The 14,593-nt window shown below is 71.5% G+C and carries 16 protein-coding genes; 5 read left to right on the top strand and 11 right to left on the bottom strand.

All coding sequences use genetic code 11. The features are described from left to right. Positions 1–35: 35 nt before the first annotated feature. From HQQ88_RS19735 to HQQ88_RS19985, 4 genes are all read right to left on the bottom strand, one after another. The gene (locus HQQ88_RS19735) at positions 36–392 is read right to left on the bottom strand and encodes a GntR family transcriptional regulator (protein WP_243649836.1); all 357 of its coding nucleotides are present in this window, start codon (positions 390–392) and stop codon (positions 36–38) included. Next, positions 389–1,312, bottom strand: a complete 924-nt coding sequence (locus HQQ88_RS19730; protein WP_254067234.1) for a hypothetical protein — start codon at positions 1,310–1,312, stop codon at positions 389–391. The genes HQQ88_RS19735 and HQQ88_RS19730 overlap by 4 nt, the downstream gene beginning before the upstream one ends. A gap of 92 nt (positions 1,313–1,404) precedes the next feature. After that, positions 1,405–2,667 carry an MFS transporter gene (locus HQQ88_RS17800; protein WP_173170665.1) on the bottom strand — a complete coding sequence of 421 codons (1,263 nt, stop codon included), beginning with the start codon at positions 2,665–2,667 and terminating at the stop codon, positions 1,405–1,407. A gap of 159 nt (positions 2,668–2,826) precedes the next feature. After that, positions 2,827–3,459 (bottom strand): SGNH/GDSL hydrolase family protein, encoded by a 633-nt coding sequence (locus HQQ88_RS19985; RefSeq protein WP_308222012.1) that lies wholly within the window; start codon positions 3,457–3,459, stop codon positions 2,827–2,829. On the opposite strand from HQQ88_RS19985, the gene HQQ88_RS20280 reads away from it, so the two are divergent. The 3 genes from HQQ88_RS20280 to HQQ88_RS17780 are packed head-to-tail and all read left to right on the top strand — an operon-like array spanning position 3,359 to position 5,051. Beyond that, positions 3,359–3,781 carry a hypothetical protein gene (locus tag HQQ88_RS20280; protein ID WP_131922274.1) on the top strand — a complete coding sequence of 141 codons (423 nt, stop codon included), beginning with the start codon at positions 3,359–3,361 and terminating at the stop codon, positions 3,779–3,781. The genes HQQ88_RS19985 and HQQ88_RS20280 overlap by 101 nt on opposite strands. A 38-nt stretch (positions 3,782–3,819) precedes the next feature. Beyond that, complete coding sequence (locus HQQ88_RS17785; protein WP_173170663.1) at positions 3,820–4,755, top strand: hypothetical protein; 936 nt, start codon at positions 3,820–3,822, stop codon at positions 4,753–4,755. Further along, the gene (locus HQQ88_RS17780; protein ID WP_123294686.1) at positions 4,752–5,051 is read left to right on the top strand and encodes a Dabb family protein; all 300 of its coding nucleotides are present in this window, start codon (positions 4,752–4,754) and stop codon (positions 5,049–5,051) included. The genes HQQ88_RS17785 and HQQ88_RS17780 overlap by 4 nt, the downstream gene beginning before the upstream one ends. Positions 5,052–5,239: 188 nt before the next feature. Here HQQ88_RS17780 and HQQ88_RS17775 read toward each other — a convergent pair whose 3' ends face one another. The 3 genes from HQQ88_RS17775 to HQQ88_RS17765 all read right to left on the bottom strand — a co-directional run bounded on the left by HQQ88_RS17775 (position 5,240) and on the right by HQQ88_RS17765 (position 7,880). Further along, entirely contained in the window at positions 5,240–5,704 is a 465-nt protein-coding gene (locus HQQ88_RS17775; protein WP_173170661.1) for a heme-degrading domain-containing protein, read from the bottom strand. Between the two features lie 13 nt (positions 5,705–5,717). After that, positions 5,718–6,749, bottom strand: a complete 1,032-nt coding sequence (locus HQQ88_RS17770) for a Gfo/Idh/MocA family protein (RefSeq protein ID WP_173170659.1) — start codon at positions 6,747–6,749, stop codon at positions 5,718–5,720. Between the two features lie 90 nt (positions 6,750–6,839). Continuing rightward, entirely contained in the window at positions 6,840–7,880 is a 1,041-nt protein-coding gene (locus HQQ88_RS17765; RefSeq protein WP_216835061.1) for a LacI family DNA-binding transcriptional regulator, read from the bottom strand. Positions 7,881–7,932: 52 nt separating this feature from the next. On the opposite strand from HQQ88_RS17765, the gene HQQ88_RS17760 reads away from it, so the two are divergent. Further along, positions 7,933–8,319, top strand: a complete 387-nt coding sequence (locus tag HQQ88_RS17760) for a VOC family protein (protein WP_173170657.1) — start codon at positions 7,933–7,935, stop codon at positions 8,317–8,319. Positions 8,320–8,346: 27 nt separating this feature from the next. Here the strand turns inward: HQQ88_RS17760 and HQQ88_RS17755 are convergent, their stop codons facing one another. After that, entirely contained in the window at positions 8,347–8,838 is a 492-nt protein-coding gene (locus tag HQQ88_RS17755) for a MarR family transcriptional regulator (protein WP_173170655.1), read from the bottom strand. Between the two features lie 38 nt (positions 8,839–8,876). Between HQQ88_RS17755 and HQQ88_RS17750 the strand changes: the two genes are divergently transcribed. Further along, positions 8,877–10,091, top strand: a complete 1,215-nt coding sequence (locus tag HQQ88_RS17750; RefSeq protein WP_123340593.1) for an FAD-dependent monooxygenase — start codon at positions 8,877–8,879, stop codon at positions 10,089–10,091. A 66-nt stretch (positions 10,092–10,157) separates the two neighbouring features. On the opposite strand, the gene HQQ88_RS17745 is transcribed toward HQQ88_RS17750, so the two are convergent. The 3 genes from HQQ88_RS17745 to HQQ88_RS17735 form a co-directional block, all read right to left on the bottom strand. After that, positions 10,158–12,563 (bottom strand): glycoside hydrolase family 3 N-terminal domain-containing protein, encoded by a 2,406-nt coding sequence (locus tag HQQ88_RS17745; RefSeq protein WP_173170785.1) that lies wholly within the window; start codon positions 12,561–12,563, stop codon positions 10,158–10,160. A gap of 125 nt (positions 12,564–12,688) precedes the next feature. Continuing rightward, complete coding sequence (locus HQQ88_RS17740; RefSeq protein WP_123313217.1) at positions 12,689–13,570, bottom strand: carbohydrate ABC transporter permease; 882 nt, start codon at positions 13,568–13,570, stop codon at positions 12,689–12,691. Next, positions 13,570–14,592 (bottom strand): carbohydrate ABC transporter permease, encoded by a 1,023-nt coding sequence (locus tag HQQ88_RS17735; protein ID WP_111084878.1) that lies wholly within the window; start codon positions 14,590–14,592, stop codon positions 13,570–13,572. The genes HQQ88_RS17740 and HQQ88_RS17735 overlap by 1 nt, the downstream gene beginning before the upstream one ends. Between the last annotated feature and the right edge of the window lies 1 nt (position 14,593).

The raw sequence follows: 14,593 nt of genomic DNA, 5'->3' as shown, positions 1-14,593 counted from the left end.
TCAGTCTGAAGGCACGGCGCACCGTGTCGGCACCGTCAGCGCCGACGTCCTTCCCACATCGACGCGACGGTCGCCAGGAGCGCGTCGAGTCCGACGTCGCCCCGCACCGATTCGACCATCTGCGCGACACTCGCGACGACTGCATCGGACACTGCCTGCGTCTCACGGACCGTGGTCCCGCGGCCGCGGCCGGTGGCGATCAAGCCGTCTGCCTCGAGCTGCTGGTAGGCCCGCGCGACCGTCCCCGGGGCGACGCGGAGATCGCCGGCGAGCTGTCTGATCGACGGGAGCCGCTCGTGGGCCGTGAGCTCACCGGACCGGATCGCGTCGGCCAGCTGCTTGCGGACCTGCTCGAACGGTGGCGTCGGGTCATCGGCGCTGAGGGTGATCACGCGGCGACCGCCCCCGTCGCGATCAGGCGGGCTGCCGTCACGGCTCGGACGACCGCCGCGACGGCAGTGACGATGCCCGCGAACGCGACGACGACTCCAGCCAGGACCACGACCATCCCGAGTCGCGCCACCACCGTTGCGGCCCCTCCGGCCAGACCGGAGTCGAGGTGCAGCGCGTTCATCAACGGCAGACCGGCCGCCGAGAGAAAGACCGCCGCGGTCAGGAGTGCAGCGGCAGTCCCGACCAGTGCGACGACCTGCCCCGCACGCTGGCGCAGCGCTCCGTCCGCTGCATCGAGATCCGGCCACGCCGCCGCCGGGGTCACCGCGATCCGCCAGAGCGACGCCCACACCCCAGCCGAGAGCAGCGCGATGCCGAGGAGCGCCGGAAGGCCGAAGTACCAGCCGGGGAAGAGGTACGGCCCGTCGCCGGCCGGGCACTGCATCGGGAACACGCTCGTGCACAGCCACCGCCCGTCCGGCGCGGGAGCCGATCCGAGCCCCGCGACCAGGACGATGCCGACGGCACATCCGACCGCCCACCAGAGACGCCGCCACTGCCGCGGAAGCAGGGCACTCCGTGCGGACCGCACCTGCAACGACGCGGAGCGATGCGCCGTCGCGCCGTCGATCGCGACGGCGGGGATCGCGGCGAAGACGAGGAGTGCGACGCCTGCGCCGGCGCTGGGCCCCACGAAGAACGACACGCCCTGCAGCGCTCGCGCGTTCGTCCCCGCGACCGCACAGACGACGAACACGGCCAAGCCGACGACGAGGCTCAGGACCACCCGGACCAGGAGTGCCCGCTGCGCCACCACCACCGCTGCGCCTCGTTCACTCGACACGGACCGGCGGAGCCGGAGCCATCCGGCCAACCCACCAACTGCGAGTGCTGCGACCAGCACTCCTGCGAATCCCACGACGTACTCCATGACCCCTCCAATGTACTGTCCAGAAGGTACAAGCCGGAGCGCCTCTGTGTCAACAGCTCGGTACAAGTTCTCCCGGGCCCTCAGCTGTCTGCGTCACCCGGTGAGGCGATCTGCACCCGGGCAGGCAGGCCGCTCACGGCCGCGCGCCAGCTCCACGCCGCCCCCACGAACACCAGCACCGTGATCACCCAGAGCAGCCACGGCACATCGGTGTCGAGCAGTCCGAGACCGAGCGGGAAGAGCGCCATCCCGATCGAGCTCGCGGTCTGGAACACGCCGATCGCGCGACCCCGCACGCGCGGATGCGGAGCCTCGGCCATGACGGCGTTGGCGGCCGGCAACGCGATCATGTCCGCCGCTGCGAGCAGCACCCCAACGACGGCGACGTAGGACCAGGCCGCTGCACCGTCCAGCGGCGGGAGGACGATGAGCGGAAGCGCGGTCAGCGCAGTGAGCAGGGCGCCGACCGCGACCAACGTCCCGCGCCGGAACCCGACGACCCACCGCGTGACCGAGGTCTGGAAGACGGCACAGAGCGCGGTGGCGATGGCGAACTGCACGGGTGCCACCGCCGGCGGCATGTGCCACTGCTGGACGAACAACACACTGAGGGCGACGTTCGGGAGGACCATCGCCGGGCCGATGAGGAACTGCCCGAGGGTGATGAGCCGCATCGAGCGGTCCGCGAAGAACTCCCGGATCGTGCCGGACGACTCGTCCGCACCGCGTGGCGGCTGCGGGTGACGTGCCCGTTCGCCGGTTCGTTGCGTGGCGAAGACGACCGCCGCCGCGACACTCGTGACCACGTTCGCGAGGATGAGCCAGCGGAGTCCGTCCTGCCCCTGCGCGAGCGTGACCGCCGCGAGGATCGCCCCTGAGCCGAGGGCTGCCGCCTTGATTGCTTCGAGGAACGCGAACCACCGTTCGAACGGTCGCCCGTCCGCGAGGTCGTGGACGTAGGCAGTCCACGACGTCCAGTACAGGCGCTCGGATGCGTTGGCGAGGAAGATCGCGACGAACACCAAGACCGGGTCGTGTGCGATCAGGTAGACCGCGAAGCCCGCGGCGGACATCAGGTTGTTGACGATCATCGACACCTTCGCGCCGAGGCGGTCAGTGACCACCCCGCCCAGCAGACCGATCGGTAGCGCGACGAGGGACGCCGCCGTCGACAGCAGACCGATGACCGTGAGCGGTAGGTCGGTGGTGAGGGTGAAGTAGACGATCGTCAGCGGCAGCGTCAGGCCGGCGCCGACAGTGTCGATGAGCACCGCGAACGTGACGAAGCGGTGTTCGGAGAGTGCTGAGCGTGCAGCCCGGAGTCGGGCAGAGGCGAAGAACACGAAGGATCCCAGGAGTCATCGCGACGCAGAGCCGTCGCGGGCGTGCAGAAGGATCGCGAGCGGGTCGCTCGCGATGCGATTGCCTGCGCGGGTGCGCTGGCTCAGTTCTGCGTTGCCATGACTCCGGTGTGATGGTCGGACGTGCGCCGTCCGATCAGGCTAGCCCTTCGCACCCTCCACGGCGATGTGGATGGCCTGCTGCATGCGGACCGCGACCTTCTTCGACATCGCGACCGTGGGGTGGACGCCGTCGTACGTACGACTCGACGGCCATCCACCGTTGAGCTGCCGGTCCGCCGCCCACGGGTCGACGAACAGGTAGCCGTGGGTGAGTGCGTAGTTCTGCAGGTCACGGTTGAGGATCTCGCCCTGCTTGCGACGGTCGATGCGCTTCTTGCCGTACTTCGTGATGTTGGACGGAGCGATCGCGGCGATGACGACGTGCCGGGCGCCGATCTTCGTCACGATCTTGCCGATGTTCTGCTGGATGCTCTTGCTGCTGTAGGCGTACCGGAGGTCGTTCGTGCCGGCCATCACGACCAGGACGTCAGCGTCCTTCGCCGACGACCGGGTCAGGATCCGCGGCGTCGTGGCACCGCCGATGGCCGTGCCGCCGATGTTCGTGAGCGACTTGTCGTTCATCTGCCGCATCCACGAGCCGTCCATCGCGGTCAGCGAGTCCCCGGCGTAGGTGACCGAGATCGTCGACGGCGTGGGCTTCGGAGTCGCGCTGGGCTTCGGAGTCGCCGTGGGCTTCGGAGTAGCCGTGGGTTTCGGGGATGCCGTCGGCACCGCGGGCGCGGACGGCGTGACGGGAACCGGGGTCGAGGCGGTCGGCTCGGAGGTCGGGGCCGGCACGTCCGTCGCGGTCGCCGTGGCGGTCGGCGTCGCGATCGGTGCTTCCACAGCGGTTGCGGTGTTCGGGATCGCGGCGAGCAATGCTCCGGCGATGACGACGACCGAGGTGGTGGCGGCGATGAAGGGCAGGCGGGAAGGGCGCGGGGAGTGCGGCAACGTGAGCTTTCGTCTAGGTACGATCCCCCTCACCTTATTGGAAGCGAGGACATGTCATCATCCCCAACGCGGGGGGTGGATCACGATCCACATCGGCTAGGGTTGTCACGAGCCAACATTCACTGCGGAAGGTGTGCCATGCCCCTCGACGATGAAGCCCCGGGTCGCGTGCTCGCACCGGGCCAGACCTGCCGGATCCGGATCTGGCACCGAGCCGACCGCAGCGTGACGACCGTGCACGAGTCCGCCGAGCGGCTCTACGAAGCGCCGAACTGGACCGCCGACGGCCGTCTCGTGCTGAACGGCGACGGGGTCCTCTGGACGATGCCGGCCGACGGCGCCGCAGCTCCGGAGCACGTCGCGATCGAGGGCGTCCCGCCCCTGAACAACGACCACGTGCTCGATCCCGACGGCGTCACCGTGCACGTCAGCGCGAACGACTTCCACATCTGGAGCGCCCCGCTCACCGGCGGCGCAGCGACCCGGGTCACCGCGGACGACGGCGGTCTGCACTTCCTGCACGGCGTCAGCCCCGACGGCTCCGAGCTCGCCTACGTCCGGCTCGACCCGTCCGGTAACGCCGTCTGGTCCTCGGGCACGATCCGGGTGATGGGCGTCGACGGCAGCTCGGACCGCGCCGTGACGACGGACCCCTCCGCGGCCGACGGCCCGGAGTGGACGCCGGACGGCGCGTGGATCCTGTTCAACACCGAGCAGTTCGAGTCCGCACCGGGGCACGCGCAGATCGCCCGGGTACGGCCGGACGGCACCGGGATCGAGCAGCTCACGGTCGACGAGCACGTCAACTGGTTCCCGCACCCCGCCCCGACCGACGACGCCGCCGTCTACCTGTCGTTCCCGCCCGGCACCGAGGGGCACCCGGCCGACGAGCGCGTGCGGTTGCGCCTCGTCACCGGTGACGGATCCGTCAGCGCCTGGGGACCCGAGGTCTGGCAGGCAGCCGAGACCATCGTCGAGCTCGACGGCGGGCAGGGCACCCTCAACGTCAACGGGTGGGCTCCCGACGGGTCCGCCTTCGCCTTCGTCGACTACCCCACCGGAGACCCCGCATGATCGTCCACACCGTCTGCTTCACGCTCGTCCACGCCGCCGGCTCCCCGCACGAGGCAGCGTTCCTCGAGACCGCCCGCGACACCCTGCCGGCGATCCCCGGCGTGCAGGACTTCACGGTGTCCCGCCAGGTGTCCACACAGAGCGACTTCCGGTTCCAGTTCTCGATGGCGTTCGCCGACCAGGACACCTACTCGGCGTACGACGCACACCCCGCGCACCAGCGCTTCGTCGCCACCCGCTGGGCGGACGAGGTCGCATCGTTCCAGGAGTTCGACTTCGTCCCCCTGCCCGCCTGAGCGGGCGTCCGCTGGGCGCCCCCCAGGTTCCGAAATCCTCGCATCTCGGGGCGCCCAGGGGCCGTCCACGGAACCCCGGGGAACGTGAGCGGCAAGTCGTGGAACCTCACGCCCGCGAACGTGACCGGGTGACGGACGGGAGGCGCGGTGCCAGCTGGCACCGGGCCTCCCGTCCGCACCCGGTCGCGTCAGGAACGCGAGGCGATGAACGCGCGCAGGCCAGCGACGACCAGGTCGTGGTCCTCCATCGAGGACAGGCCGGAGGCCGTCGCGGCCGCGACCACCCCGGCGCCGCGAACCCGGATCGGGAACGACCCTCCGGTCACGGCGTAATCGGCGCCGAGCCACCCGATCGCGGCCGGATCGACCCCGGCGGCGGACAACCGAGCGTCGACGAGGGCACTCGACTGCTCCATCCGGAGCACGACCGCGGCCTTGCGGTCGATCCAGACGTGCTGGTCCGGGGTGATGCCCGGGGTCGCCGCGCGGAACAGCCCGAGGCCAGGACGCCGGATGTCGATGCCGACGGCGTGGCCGGCCTCGTGGGCGATGCCGCGGATCAGGGAGCCCAGCTCCCAGGCGTCGTCGTGGGTGAAGCCATCGAGCACGAAGTCGCGCTCCTGCTGTTCGAGGGTGGTGATGAGGTCGGACATCGTCGTCTCCTGCTCAGCCCGCGGCGATCTGCGCGCGGGCGGTGTCGACGGTCTCGAGGATCGAGATCGTCTCGTCGAGGGTGTGCAGCGGGGACTCCGTCCGCCCCTCGCCGACGAAGCGTGCCAGGGCGGTGGCCTCCCAGGCCAGGGCAGCGAAGCCCCGCAGCGGTGTCGGGTCCTGCCAGTGCAGGACGGGCGAACCGTGCGCTGCTGCCGAGATCGTGAAGGTCGTCGGGTTGTAGAACGGTCCGGCGAAGTCGATCGTGCCCTCGGTGCCGGCGATCGACGCGGTCGTGGGCGTCCGCGCGGCGATGGTCGTGTGCAGGACGGCCTGGGCGGCGCCGTGTTCGAGGACGAGCGAGCCGGAGGCGTCGACGCCGGACTCGGTCATCCAGCCCCGTGCAGTAACGCGGTCCGGGGACCCCAGCACCATCGAGGCGAACTGCACGGCGTAGATGCCGAGGTCGAGCAGCGCTCCCCCGCCGAGCTCCGGACGGAACAGCCGGTGGTCCGGGCCGAACGCGATCGCCTGGCCGTGGTCGGCGAGCACGCTGCGCACCTCGCCGAGCGCTCCGTCCGCCAGCAGGGTCCGGAGCACCGAGGCCTGCGGCAGGTAGCGGCTCCACATCGCCTCCATGGCGAACACGCCGGCTGCGCGGGCGGCATCGGCGACCGCACGCGCTTCGGCAGCGGTCACCGTGAAGGGCTTCTCGACCAGGACGTGCTTGCCGGCGGCGATCGCGGCGAGGGCAGTCGGCGCGTGGTCGCTCTGCGGCGTCGCGATGTACACGACGTCGACATCGGATCGCGCCAGCAGTGCGTCGACGCTGCCGAGCGCCGTCTCGATCCCCCGCTCCGCGGCGAACCGTTCGGCCCGGTCGAGCGAACGTGAGGCCACCGCGACGACGCGTTGGGCGGTGTGGGCACCGAGCGCGTCGGCGAACTCACCGGCGATCCAGCCGGGACCGACGATGCCCCAACGCAGGGCGGGCTCGCCGGAGTCGGCGGTGAAGACGTCGGGCTCAGGCAGGGCGCTCGGGATCATGGTGGCGAGGTTAGCACGAGCCAAATCGACCTGTGATCGATGAGGAACGACATGGTCGACGTCGTGCGACGACCACGATGTCGTTCCGCGTCAGCGCGCGACGGACCCCGTCGACTCGCGCACCACGAGGCCGGTCGGTGTCGCGACCCGACGTCGCTCCCCACCGTTTCCCGAGGTGCGGTCGAGGACCGCAGCGAGCGCCGCATCGACCGTCGCCTCGACGTCCTGGTGCACCGACGTCAGGCGGTGGTAGCTGAGCGACGCGAGGTAACTGTCGTCGAAGCCGACCACCGACACCCGCCCCGGCACGTCGACCCCGTGCTGCGCGAAGACGGCGAGCAGGCCGGTGGCGCACTGGTCACCGCAACAGACCACGGCGGTGGGCAGGTCGTCGCGGGCGACGAGCATGCGAGCAGCCGCGGCGCCATCCTCTTCGCTGAAGCCGCTGGGGACGACGTCGGTCTCGGCTGCGAGTCCGGCGCCCTGCATCGCGTCGCGGTAGGCGGTCGCGCGATCGAGGCCGACGAGTCCGTCCTCGCCACCGACGTACGCGATGAGTTGGTGGCCCAGGTCGACCAGGTGGTCGACCGCCGCGCGGAGCCCACCGACCTCGTCCACGTGCACGTTGTCGGCGTACGGGGCGTCCGTCCACTCGCCGAGGAGCACGACCGGGACGAGGCGGCTCGCCTCCTCGAGCGCGGTCGCGCCGGGGTCGGGGTTGAACACGACGAGGGCCTCGACCCGTTCGCCGAGCAGGTCGGCCACCACCTGGTCCGTGGAGCGCTCGGCACCGGCGGGACCGAGGGCGACGCCGAAGCCCTGCTCGGCGGCACGGGCGAAGAGCCGTTCGACGAACCGGACCTGGAACGGGTTGCGCATGCTGAAGACCGCGCCGATGAGCCGCGTGCGGCCCTCGCGGAGCAGCCGGGCCGAGGTGTGCGGGCGGTAGCCGAGCTCGGCCGCCGCCGCGAGGATCCGGTCGCGGGACTCCGCGCTGGGTCCGGGCGCACCGCGGAGCACGAGCGAGACGAGCTGCCGGGACATCCCGACGTGCTCGGCGACGTCGCGCATCGTCGGCAGGCGGCCGCCGGTGGGGCGCCGCTCCGGCAGGTCGTCGGTCCCCGTCGTCACGTGGCCAGTCTGGCACGTGCGAACGGCTCGACCGGGCGGCTAGGTTCGAGCCGTGCCGAGCCGTCGCCTCATCCACCACCTCGGGGTCTTCGCCAGCGACTTCGCCGCGAGCGAGGCCTTCTACACGGCGGCACTCGCGCCGCTGGGAGTCGAGGCGGGCTACCGCACCGAGTCCATCGCGGAGTACTGGACCACCGGCCGGGACACCCCGAGCGTCTCGCTCGAGACCGCACCCACGACGACGACGGTGACCCGTGGTCTGCACCTGGCGTTCGAGGCGGCGAGCCGCACCGAGGTCGATGCGTTCCACCGGGCGGCCGTCGCGTCCGGCGGGCTCTCGCGCCACGAGCCTCGGTACTGGCCCGAGTACCGCGCCTACACGGCGTTCGTGAGCGACCCCGACGGCAACAACGTCGAGGCGCTCGTCAAGGAGCACTGAGCGCGGCGACGCCGCCCGTCGGTTCCCTCAGCGTGCCTGCAGGCGACCGTTCGCCGACGCGGCGGCGTCGGTCATGCGTCGCAGGAACGCCAGGACGACCCGCGTCTCCTCAGGATCGGTGTCCCGCACCGTGGCGGCGATCTCGGCACCGGAGAACGCGAGGAACCGCCCGCTCTCGGCTCGCGCGGACTCGGTCGGCCGCAGGGTGACCCGCCGTCGGTCGGCGCTCTCGCGGTGCCGGGTGACGTGCCCGGCCCCTTCGAGGCGGTCGAGCAGTACCGACGTGGCGCCCGACGTCATGCCGATCCGCCGGGCCAACTTCGCCGGGGAGAGTGGCTCGCCGGCCTGGTCCGCCCACACGATCTGCCCGAGGGCGTTCGCGTCGGAACCGGGCAGACCGATCCACGACGACAGGTGGCGCTGGAGTTCGTCGAAGGTGACGGCCCAGTCGCGCAGCGCGTGCATGACGGCCACCTCGTCGTCGGACCACACCGTGGTGAGGGGGTCGATGTCGGGCATCCAGGTTCCTTTACTGTGCAGTTGCTTTACTGTAAAGCATGACCTCACAGCACGCAGTGATCTCCGGAGCCAGCATCGCAGGCCTGTCCGCCGCCTGGTGGTTGCGCCACGTCGGGTGGCAGGTGACGGTGATCGAACGTGCGCCGTCCTTCCGCGACGGCGGGCAGAACGTCGACGTCCGCGGGGTCGCTCGCGAGGTGCTCGAGCGCATGGGCCTGGTCGACGCCGTCCGCGCACGCAACACGACCGAGACCGGGACGGTGATCGTCGATCGTGACGGCAAGGTCCGGTCCGAGCTGCCCTCCGACGGCCCGGACGGTGCCACCGCAGAACTCGAGGTCCTGCGCGGCGACTTCGCCCGGGTGATCCTCGACGACCTGCCCGACGGCGTCAGCATCGTCTACGGCGAGACGATCCAGGACGTCGACGACCAGGCCGGCGGACGCCGGGCGACCGTGACCACCGACGCCGGACGGGTGCTCGACGCCGACCTCGTGGTCATCGCCGAGGGCGTCCGCTCCCGGACCCGCGACCGGCTCTTCGCCGCGGAGGGCGAGGTCGACGAGCGGGACCTCGGGGTGACCATGGTCTTCGGGACGATCCCGCGCACGCCGTCCGACGACGACCGCTGGCGCTGGTACAACGCTGTCGGCGGGCGTCAGGTCCACCTGCGCCCGGACCCGTACGGCACGACGCGGGCGATCCTGGCCTACGCCGGCGGCGACGACCTGGTCGGCCGCTCGCGGTCGGAGGCCCTGGCGACACTGCGGACCCGCTACGCCGACGCCGGCTGGCAGACCGAGCGCGTGCTCGACGGGTTCGACGGCTCGGACGACGTCTACCTGGACGAGCTGACCCAGATCCGGATGCCGCGCTGGCACCGCGGCCGCGTGTGCGTGATCGGCGATGCGGCCTGGTGCGTGACACCGATGGGTGGCGGTGGCGCTTCGCTCGCCCTGACGAGCGGGTACGTGCTGGCGGCATCGGTCACGGCGGACGAGGACCTCGACCGCGCGCTCGACGCCTTCGACACGTGGATGCGCCCCCTGGTCGACAAGATCCAGGGCATCCCGAAGGGCATCGTGCACTTCGCGTACCCGCAGACCCGGCTCGGGCTCGCCGCCCGGGGTGTGGCGGACAAGGTGCTGCTGTCGGCGCTCTTCCGACCACTGGCAGCACGGCTGACCCGGGTCGCCGACAGCGATCGCCCCCTGCCGCCACTGCCCGAGACCCTGCAGCAGGGTTCGCGGTAGCGCTGCCGGGGCGGGCCGTGCGTCCTGATCCGTCCGCACGGCCCGCCCCGTCGGCGCAGCCCCGGTTCAGGCCACCGTCCACTCGACGACCCGCGGGTCGTCCAGCGTCACCTCGTGCACCGGCCCCGTCACGTCGACCGTGGCGCGCTCCGTCGCGGAGCCGGGGACGGGGTGTCGGACCGGCCCGTCGCCGGACGCGACGATCCCGCCTGCCGGCACCGGGCCTCCCGGTCGTGACGCCGCCGCGTGGGACGCGACCCAGACCTGCACGGCACCGGGTTCGACGACCCGGCGCATGCGACGGTCGGTGAACGCGAACCGCTGGACGGGGACGCAGAAGCGGACCCGGGTGGACTCCCCCGCGGCGAGCGCGACGCGCGCGTAGCCGAGCAGCTGGACCTCGGGTCGGGTGACGCTGCCGTGCACGTCGTGGCCGTAGAGCTGGACGACGTCCTCGCCCGCGTGTGCGCCCGTGTTGCGGACGGTCACGGATGCCTCGAACACGGCGTCGGAGCGGACGGACGCGTCGACGACCAGGTCGTCGTACGTGAACGTCGTGTAGCCGAGGCCGAAGCCGAACGGGCGGACCGGCGTCGAGTCGGCGGCGGTGACGTCCGAGGGCCCCCCGAGCCGCGGGTGCAGGTACGTGTACGGCTGGGCGCCGGCGGCACGGGGCAGCGAGACGGGCAGGCGACCGGACGGCGATGCGGCGCCGGTGAGCAGGTCGGCGATGGCGGTGCCGCCCTCCTCGCCGGGGAAGAAGGCCTGCACGACGGCGGCCGGACGTCCCGCGCCGGCCGGGCCGGCGGCGACGACGCCGTCGCCGCCGCCGTCGAGCGCCCACCCGATGGCGTACGGCCGCCCTGTGAGCAGCACCATCACGGTCGGCGTGCCGGTGGCGACGACCGCCTCGACGAGCGAGCGTTGCACGCCCGGCAGGTCGAGCGACTCGGTGTCGTTCCCCTCGCCGACCGTGCCGCGGCCGAACAGGCCGGCCTGGTCGCCGACGACGACGACCGCGACGTCGGACGCGGCGGCCACGGCGACGGCGTCCGCGAACCCGGCACGGTCGGACCCGGTGACGGCGCAGCCCGCGGCGAAGCGCACGGCGTCGTCGCCGAGGGCGTCGACCATCGCCTCGCGCACGGTCGGGATGGCGAAACCGAGCGGCAGGTCGGGGTGCGACGCGAGCACGTGGTTGGCGAACGAGTAGCAGCCCTGCAGGGCCTCGGCACGGTCGGCGTTCGGGCCGATGACGGCCACGGACGCCCCGACGCGCAGCGGGAGCACGGGCGCGGCCGCCGGCAAGCCAGCACCAGCGCCAGCGCCAGCGCCAGCGACCACCTCGTCGTTCGACAGCAGCACCAGCGACCGCGCCGCCAACTGCTTCGCCAACGACCTGTGCAGCGGGGTGTCCAGGTCGATGCCGGTCGGCGGTTCGTCCTCGAACGCCTGCTGGTCGAGCAGCCCCAGTCGCTCCTTCTGCCGCAGCACCCGCAGGACCGCCCGGTCGACCAGGCGCTCGTCGAGCAGACCGGCACGCACCCGCTCGACGAGCGGCGCGAGGTACGCGTCCCCGGTGGGCAGCTCGACGTCGATGCCCGCCTCGAGCGCGAGCGCCGCGGCTTCGCCACGATCGGCGGCGATGCCGTGCATGACCTCGAGGAACGCGACCGAGAAGTAGTCGGCGACGACGGTGCCGTCGAAGCCGAGCTCGTCACGGAGCAGGCCGGTCAGCAGTTCGCCGTTCGCCGCGACGGGCACGCCGTCGATCTCGGCGTACGAGTTCATGACGCTCCGGGCGCCCCCGTCGCGCAGGGCCATCACGAACGGCGGCAGGTACACGTCGGCGACCTCGCGCGGCCCGGCGTGCACGGGCGCGTGGTTCCGCCCCGCCTGCGAGGCCGAGTACCCGAGGAAGTGCTTGAGGGTCGCGTCGACGCCGGCCGACTGCAGGCCGCGCACGTAGGCGGTCCCCACCGTGCCGACCAGGTACGGGTCCTCGCCGATGCACTCGTCGACCCGCCCCCATCGCGGGTCGCGGATCACGTCGAGGACCGGCGCCAGGCCCTGGTGCACGCCGAGCTGCCGCATCGACGCGCCGATGGCGGCGCCGACCTGCTCGACCAGGTCCGGGTCGAAGGCCGCACCCCACGCCAGCGGGGTGGGGAACGTCGCGGCCTTCCACGCGGCGAGCCCGGTCAGGCACTCCTCGTGCACGAGCGCGGGGATCCCGAGCCGGGTCTCGCGCTTGAGTCGCCGCTGTTCCGCCCACAGCCACGCCGCGCGGTCGTCGGGTTCGACCGGTCGGGTGCCGTAGACGCGGGTGAACTGGCCGATGCCGTCGCGGGTGATGTCCGCCAGGGTGCGGCCGTCGGCGGCCGCCGCCATCTCACCCTGCATGGGCGCGACGACGCCGGTCTGGTCGAGCCAGTAGCCGACGAGCTGCGCCGCCTTCTCGTCGAGCGTCATGGCCGCGAGCAGGGCGGTGGCGCGGTCGGGTCCGGTCGCGTCGGGTGCGTCGTGTGCGTCGGGTGCGTCGTTGTCGTCCTGGAGGCGCGGCTGGCGTCCGGTGTCCCGGGTCGCGTCCGTCGTCGTCACCCCTTCACCGCCCCGGTCAGGCCGCCGACGATGCGGCGCTGGAAGATGGTGAAGAACACCAGTGCCGGGATCATCGACATCGACGTGAACGCCAGCACCTTGGCCGTGTCGACCGAGTACTGCGACGAGAACGCCTGCACGCCGAGCGGCAGTGTGTAGCTGCCCTCGTTGTTCAGGATGAACAGCGGCAGGATGTAGCTGTTCCAGCTGGCGATGAACGCCAGGATGCCGACCGTGACGACGCCCGGCAGCGACAGCGGCACGACCATGCGGAAGAAGAACCCGAGGCGGCTGGCGCCGTCGATCGACGCTGCCTCTTCGAGCTCGTCCGGGATCGCCCGCAGGAACGGCACCAGGATGATGACCGTGGTCGGCAGCGCGAAGGCGATCTGCGGCAGGATCACGCCGGCCAGGCTGTTCGTCAGCCCGAGGTCCTTCACGAGCAGGTACAGCGGCGTGATGGCGACGGTGATCGGGAACATCAGACCGGCGGCGAACAGCGCGTACAGCGCACCGCGGCCGGCGAACCGGTAGCGGGCGAGCACGAAGCTCACCATCAGTCCGAGCACGACGACGCCCGCGGTGGTGGTCACGGCGCTGATCGTCGAGTTCGCGAGCTGCTGCCAGAAGATCCCGCTGGACAGCACGGATCCGTAGTTGCCGAGTTCGAACGGCGCTGGCAGCCCGGCCGGGCTCGTGGTGATCTGCGAGTTCGTCCGGAAGCCGCCCAGCACGATGTACAGCACCGGGGCGAGGTTCGCGGCGACGAACAGGATCGCCACCAGGTAGGTGAGCGGGTTCGCGCGACCGATGGCCGCGCTGGACCGCCGCTCCCGCGTGGCCCGCCGCCCGGGGGCGACGATGCTCGTGGTGGCCATCAGTTCTTCCTCTCGGTGAGTGCACCCGCGGTGTCGCGGCGGAGCACGAAGCGCTGGTAGATCAGAGCGACGGCGAGCGAGATCACGAACATGACCACAGCGACGGCGCTGCCGAAACCGAAGTTGCCGGACGTGCGACCGTTGGCGACCATGTACGTCGCCATCGTCGAGGTGCCGGCGGTCGACGAGATGTACTGCCCCCAGATGATGTAGACGAGGTCGAACAGCTGCAGTGAGCCGATGATCGACAGGAACGCCCAGATCCGGATGGTGGGGCCGAGCAGCGGCAGGGTGATCCGCCGCTGGATCTGCCAGTAACCGGCGCCGTCGATGGCCGCGGCCTCGAACAGCTCCTCGGGGATGCTCTGCAGGCCGGCCAGGAACAGGATCACCGCGAAGCCGATGTACTTCCACGAGATGATCACGAGCAGGGTCCAGATGGCGATGTCCGGGTTGGACAGCCAGTCGGCCCGCAGCCCGCCGAGCCCCATGCCCTGGAGCAGGTCGTTCACCGCGCCGTTCGACTGGAGCATCAGGCTCCAGCCGGTGCCGACGATCACCTCGGAGATGACGTACGGGACGAACACGAGCACGCGGACGAGCCCGCGGCCGTGCATCTTCTGGTTGAGCAGGAGCGCGAGCACGATGGCGATCGGCCCCTGCAGCACGAGGGACAGCACGACGATGAAGCCGTTGTGCATCAGGACCGCGTGGAACGCCTTGTCCTGGAAGATGATCAGGTAGTTCTGCAGCCCCACGAAGTCGGTGGGCGGGCCGTAGCCCTGCCACTTGAAGAACCCGTAGTAGGCGGCGAGCACCACGGGCAGGATCACGAAGGTGACGAAGACGATGACCGCGGGGCCGGCGAGCACCGCGATCTCGACGCGCTTCCGCCAGTCCGCGATGCGGCGCGTGGACCGCCGTCCGGCGGGGAGCGGCGTACCGCTCCCCGCCGGGGACGTCCCCGCGGCCGTGTCCGACCCGGTGGCCGGGGTCGTGCCGAGCGAGGTGTCGAGGGTCATG

Source organism: Curtobacterium sp. VKM Ac-2861 (assembly GCF_013204965.1).
Taxonomy (GTDB): Bacteria; Actinomycetota; Actinomycetes; order Actinomycetales; family Microbacteriaceae; genus Curtobacterium.
This window is presented reverse-complemented; position numbering and strand designations above follow the sequence as displayed.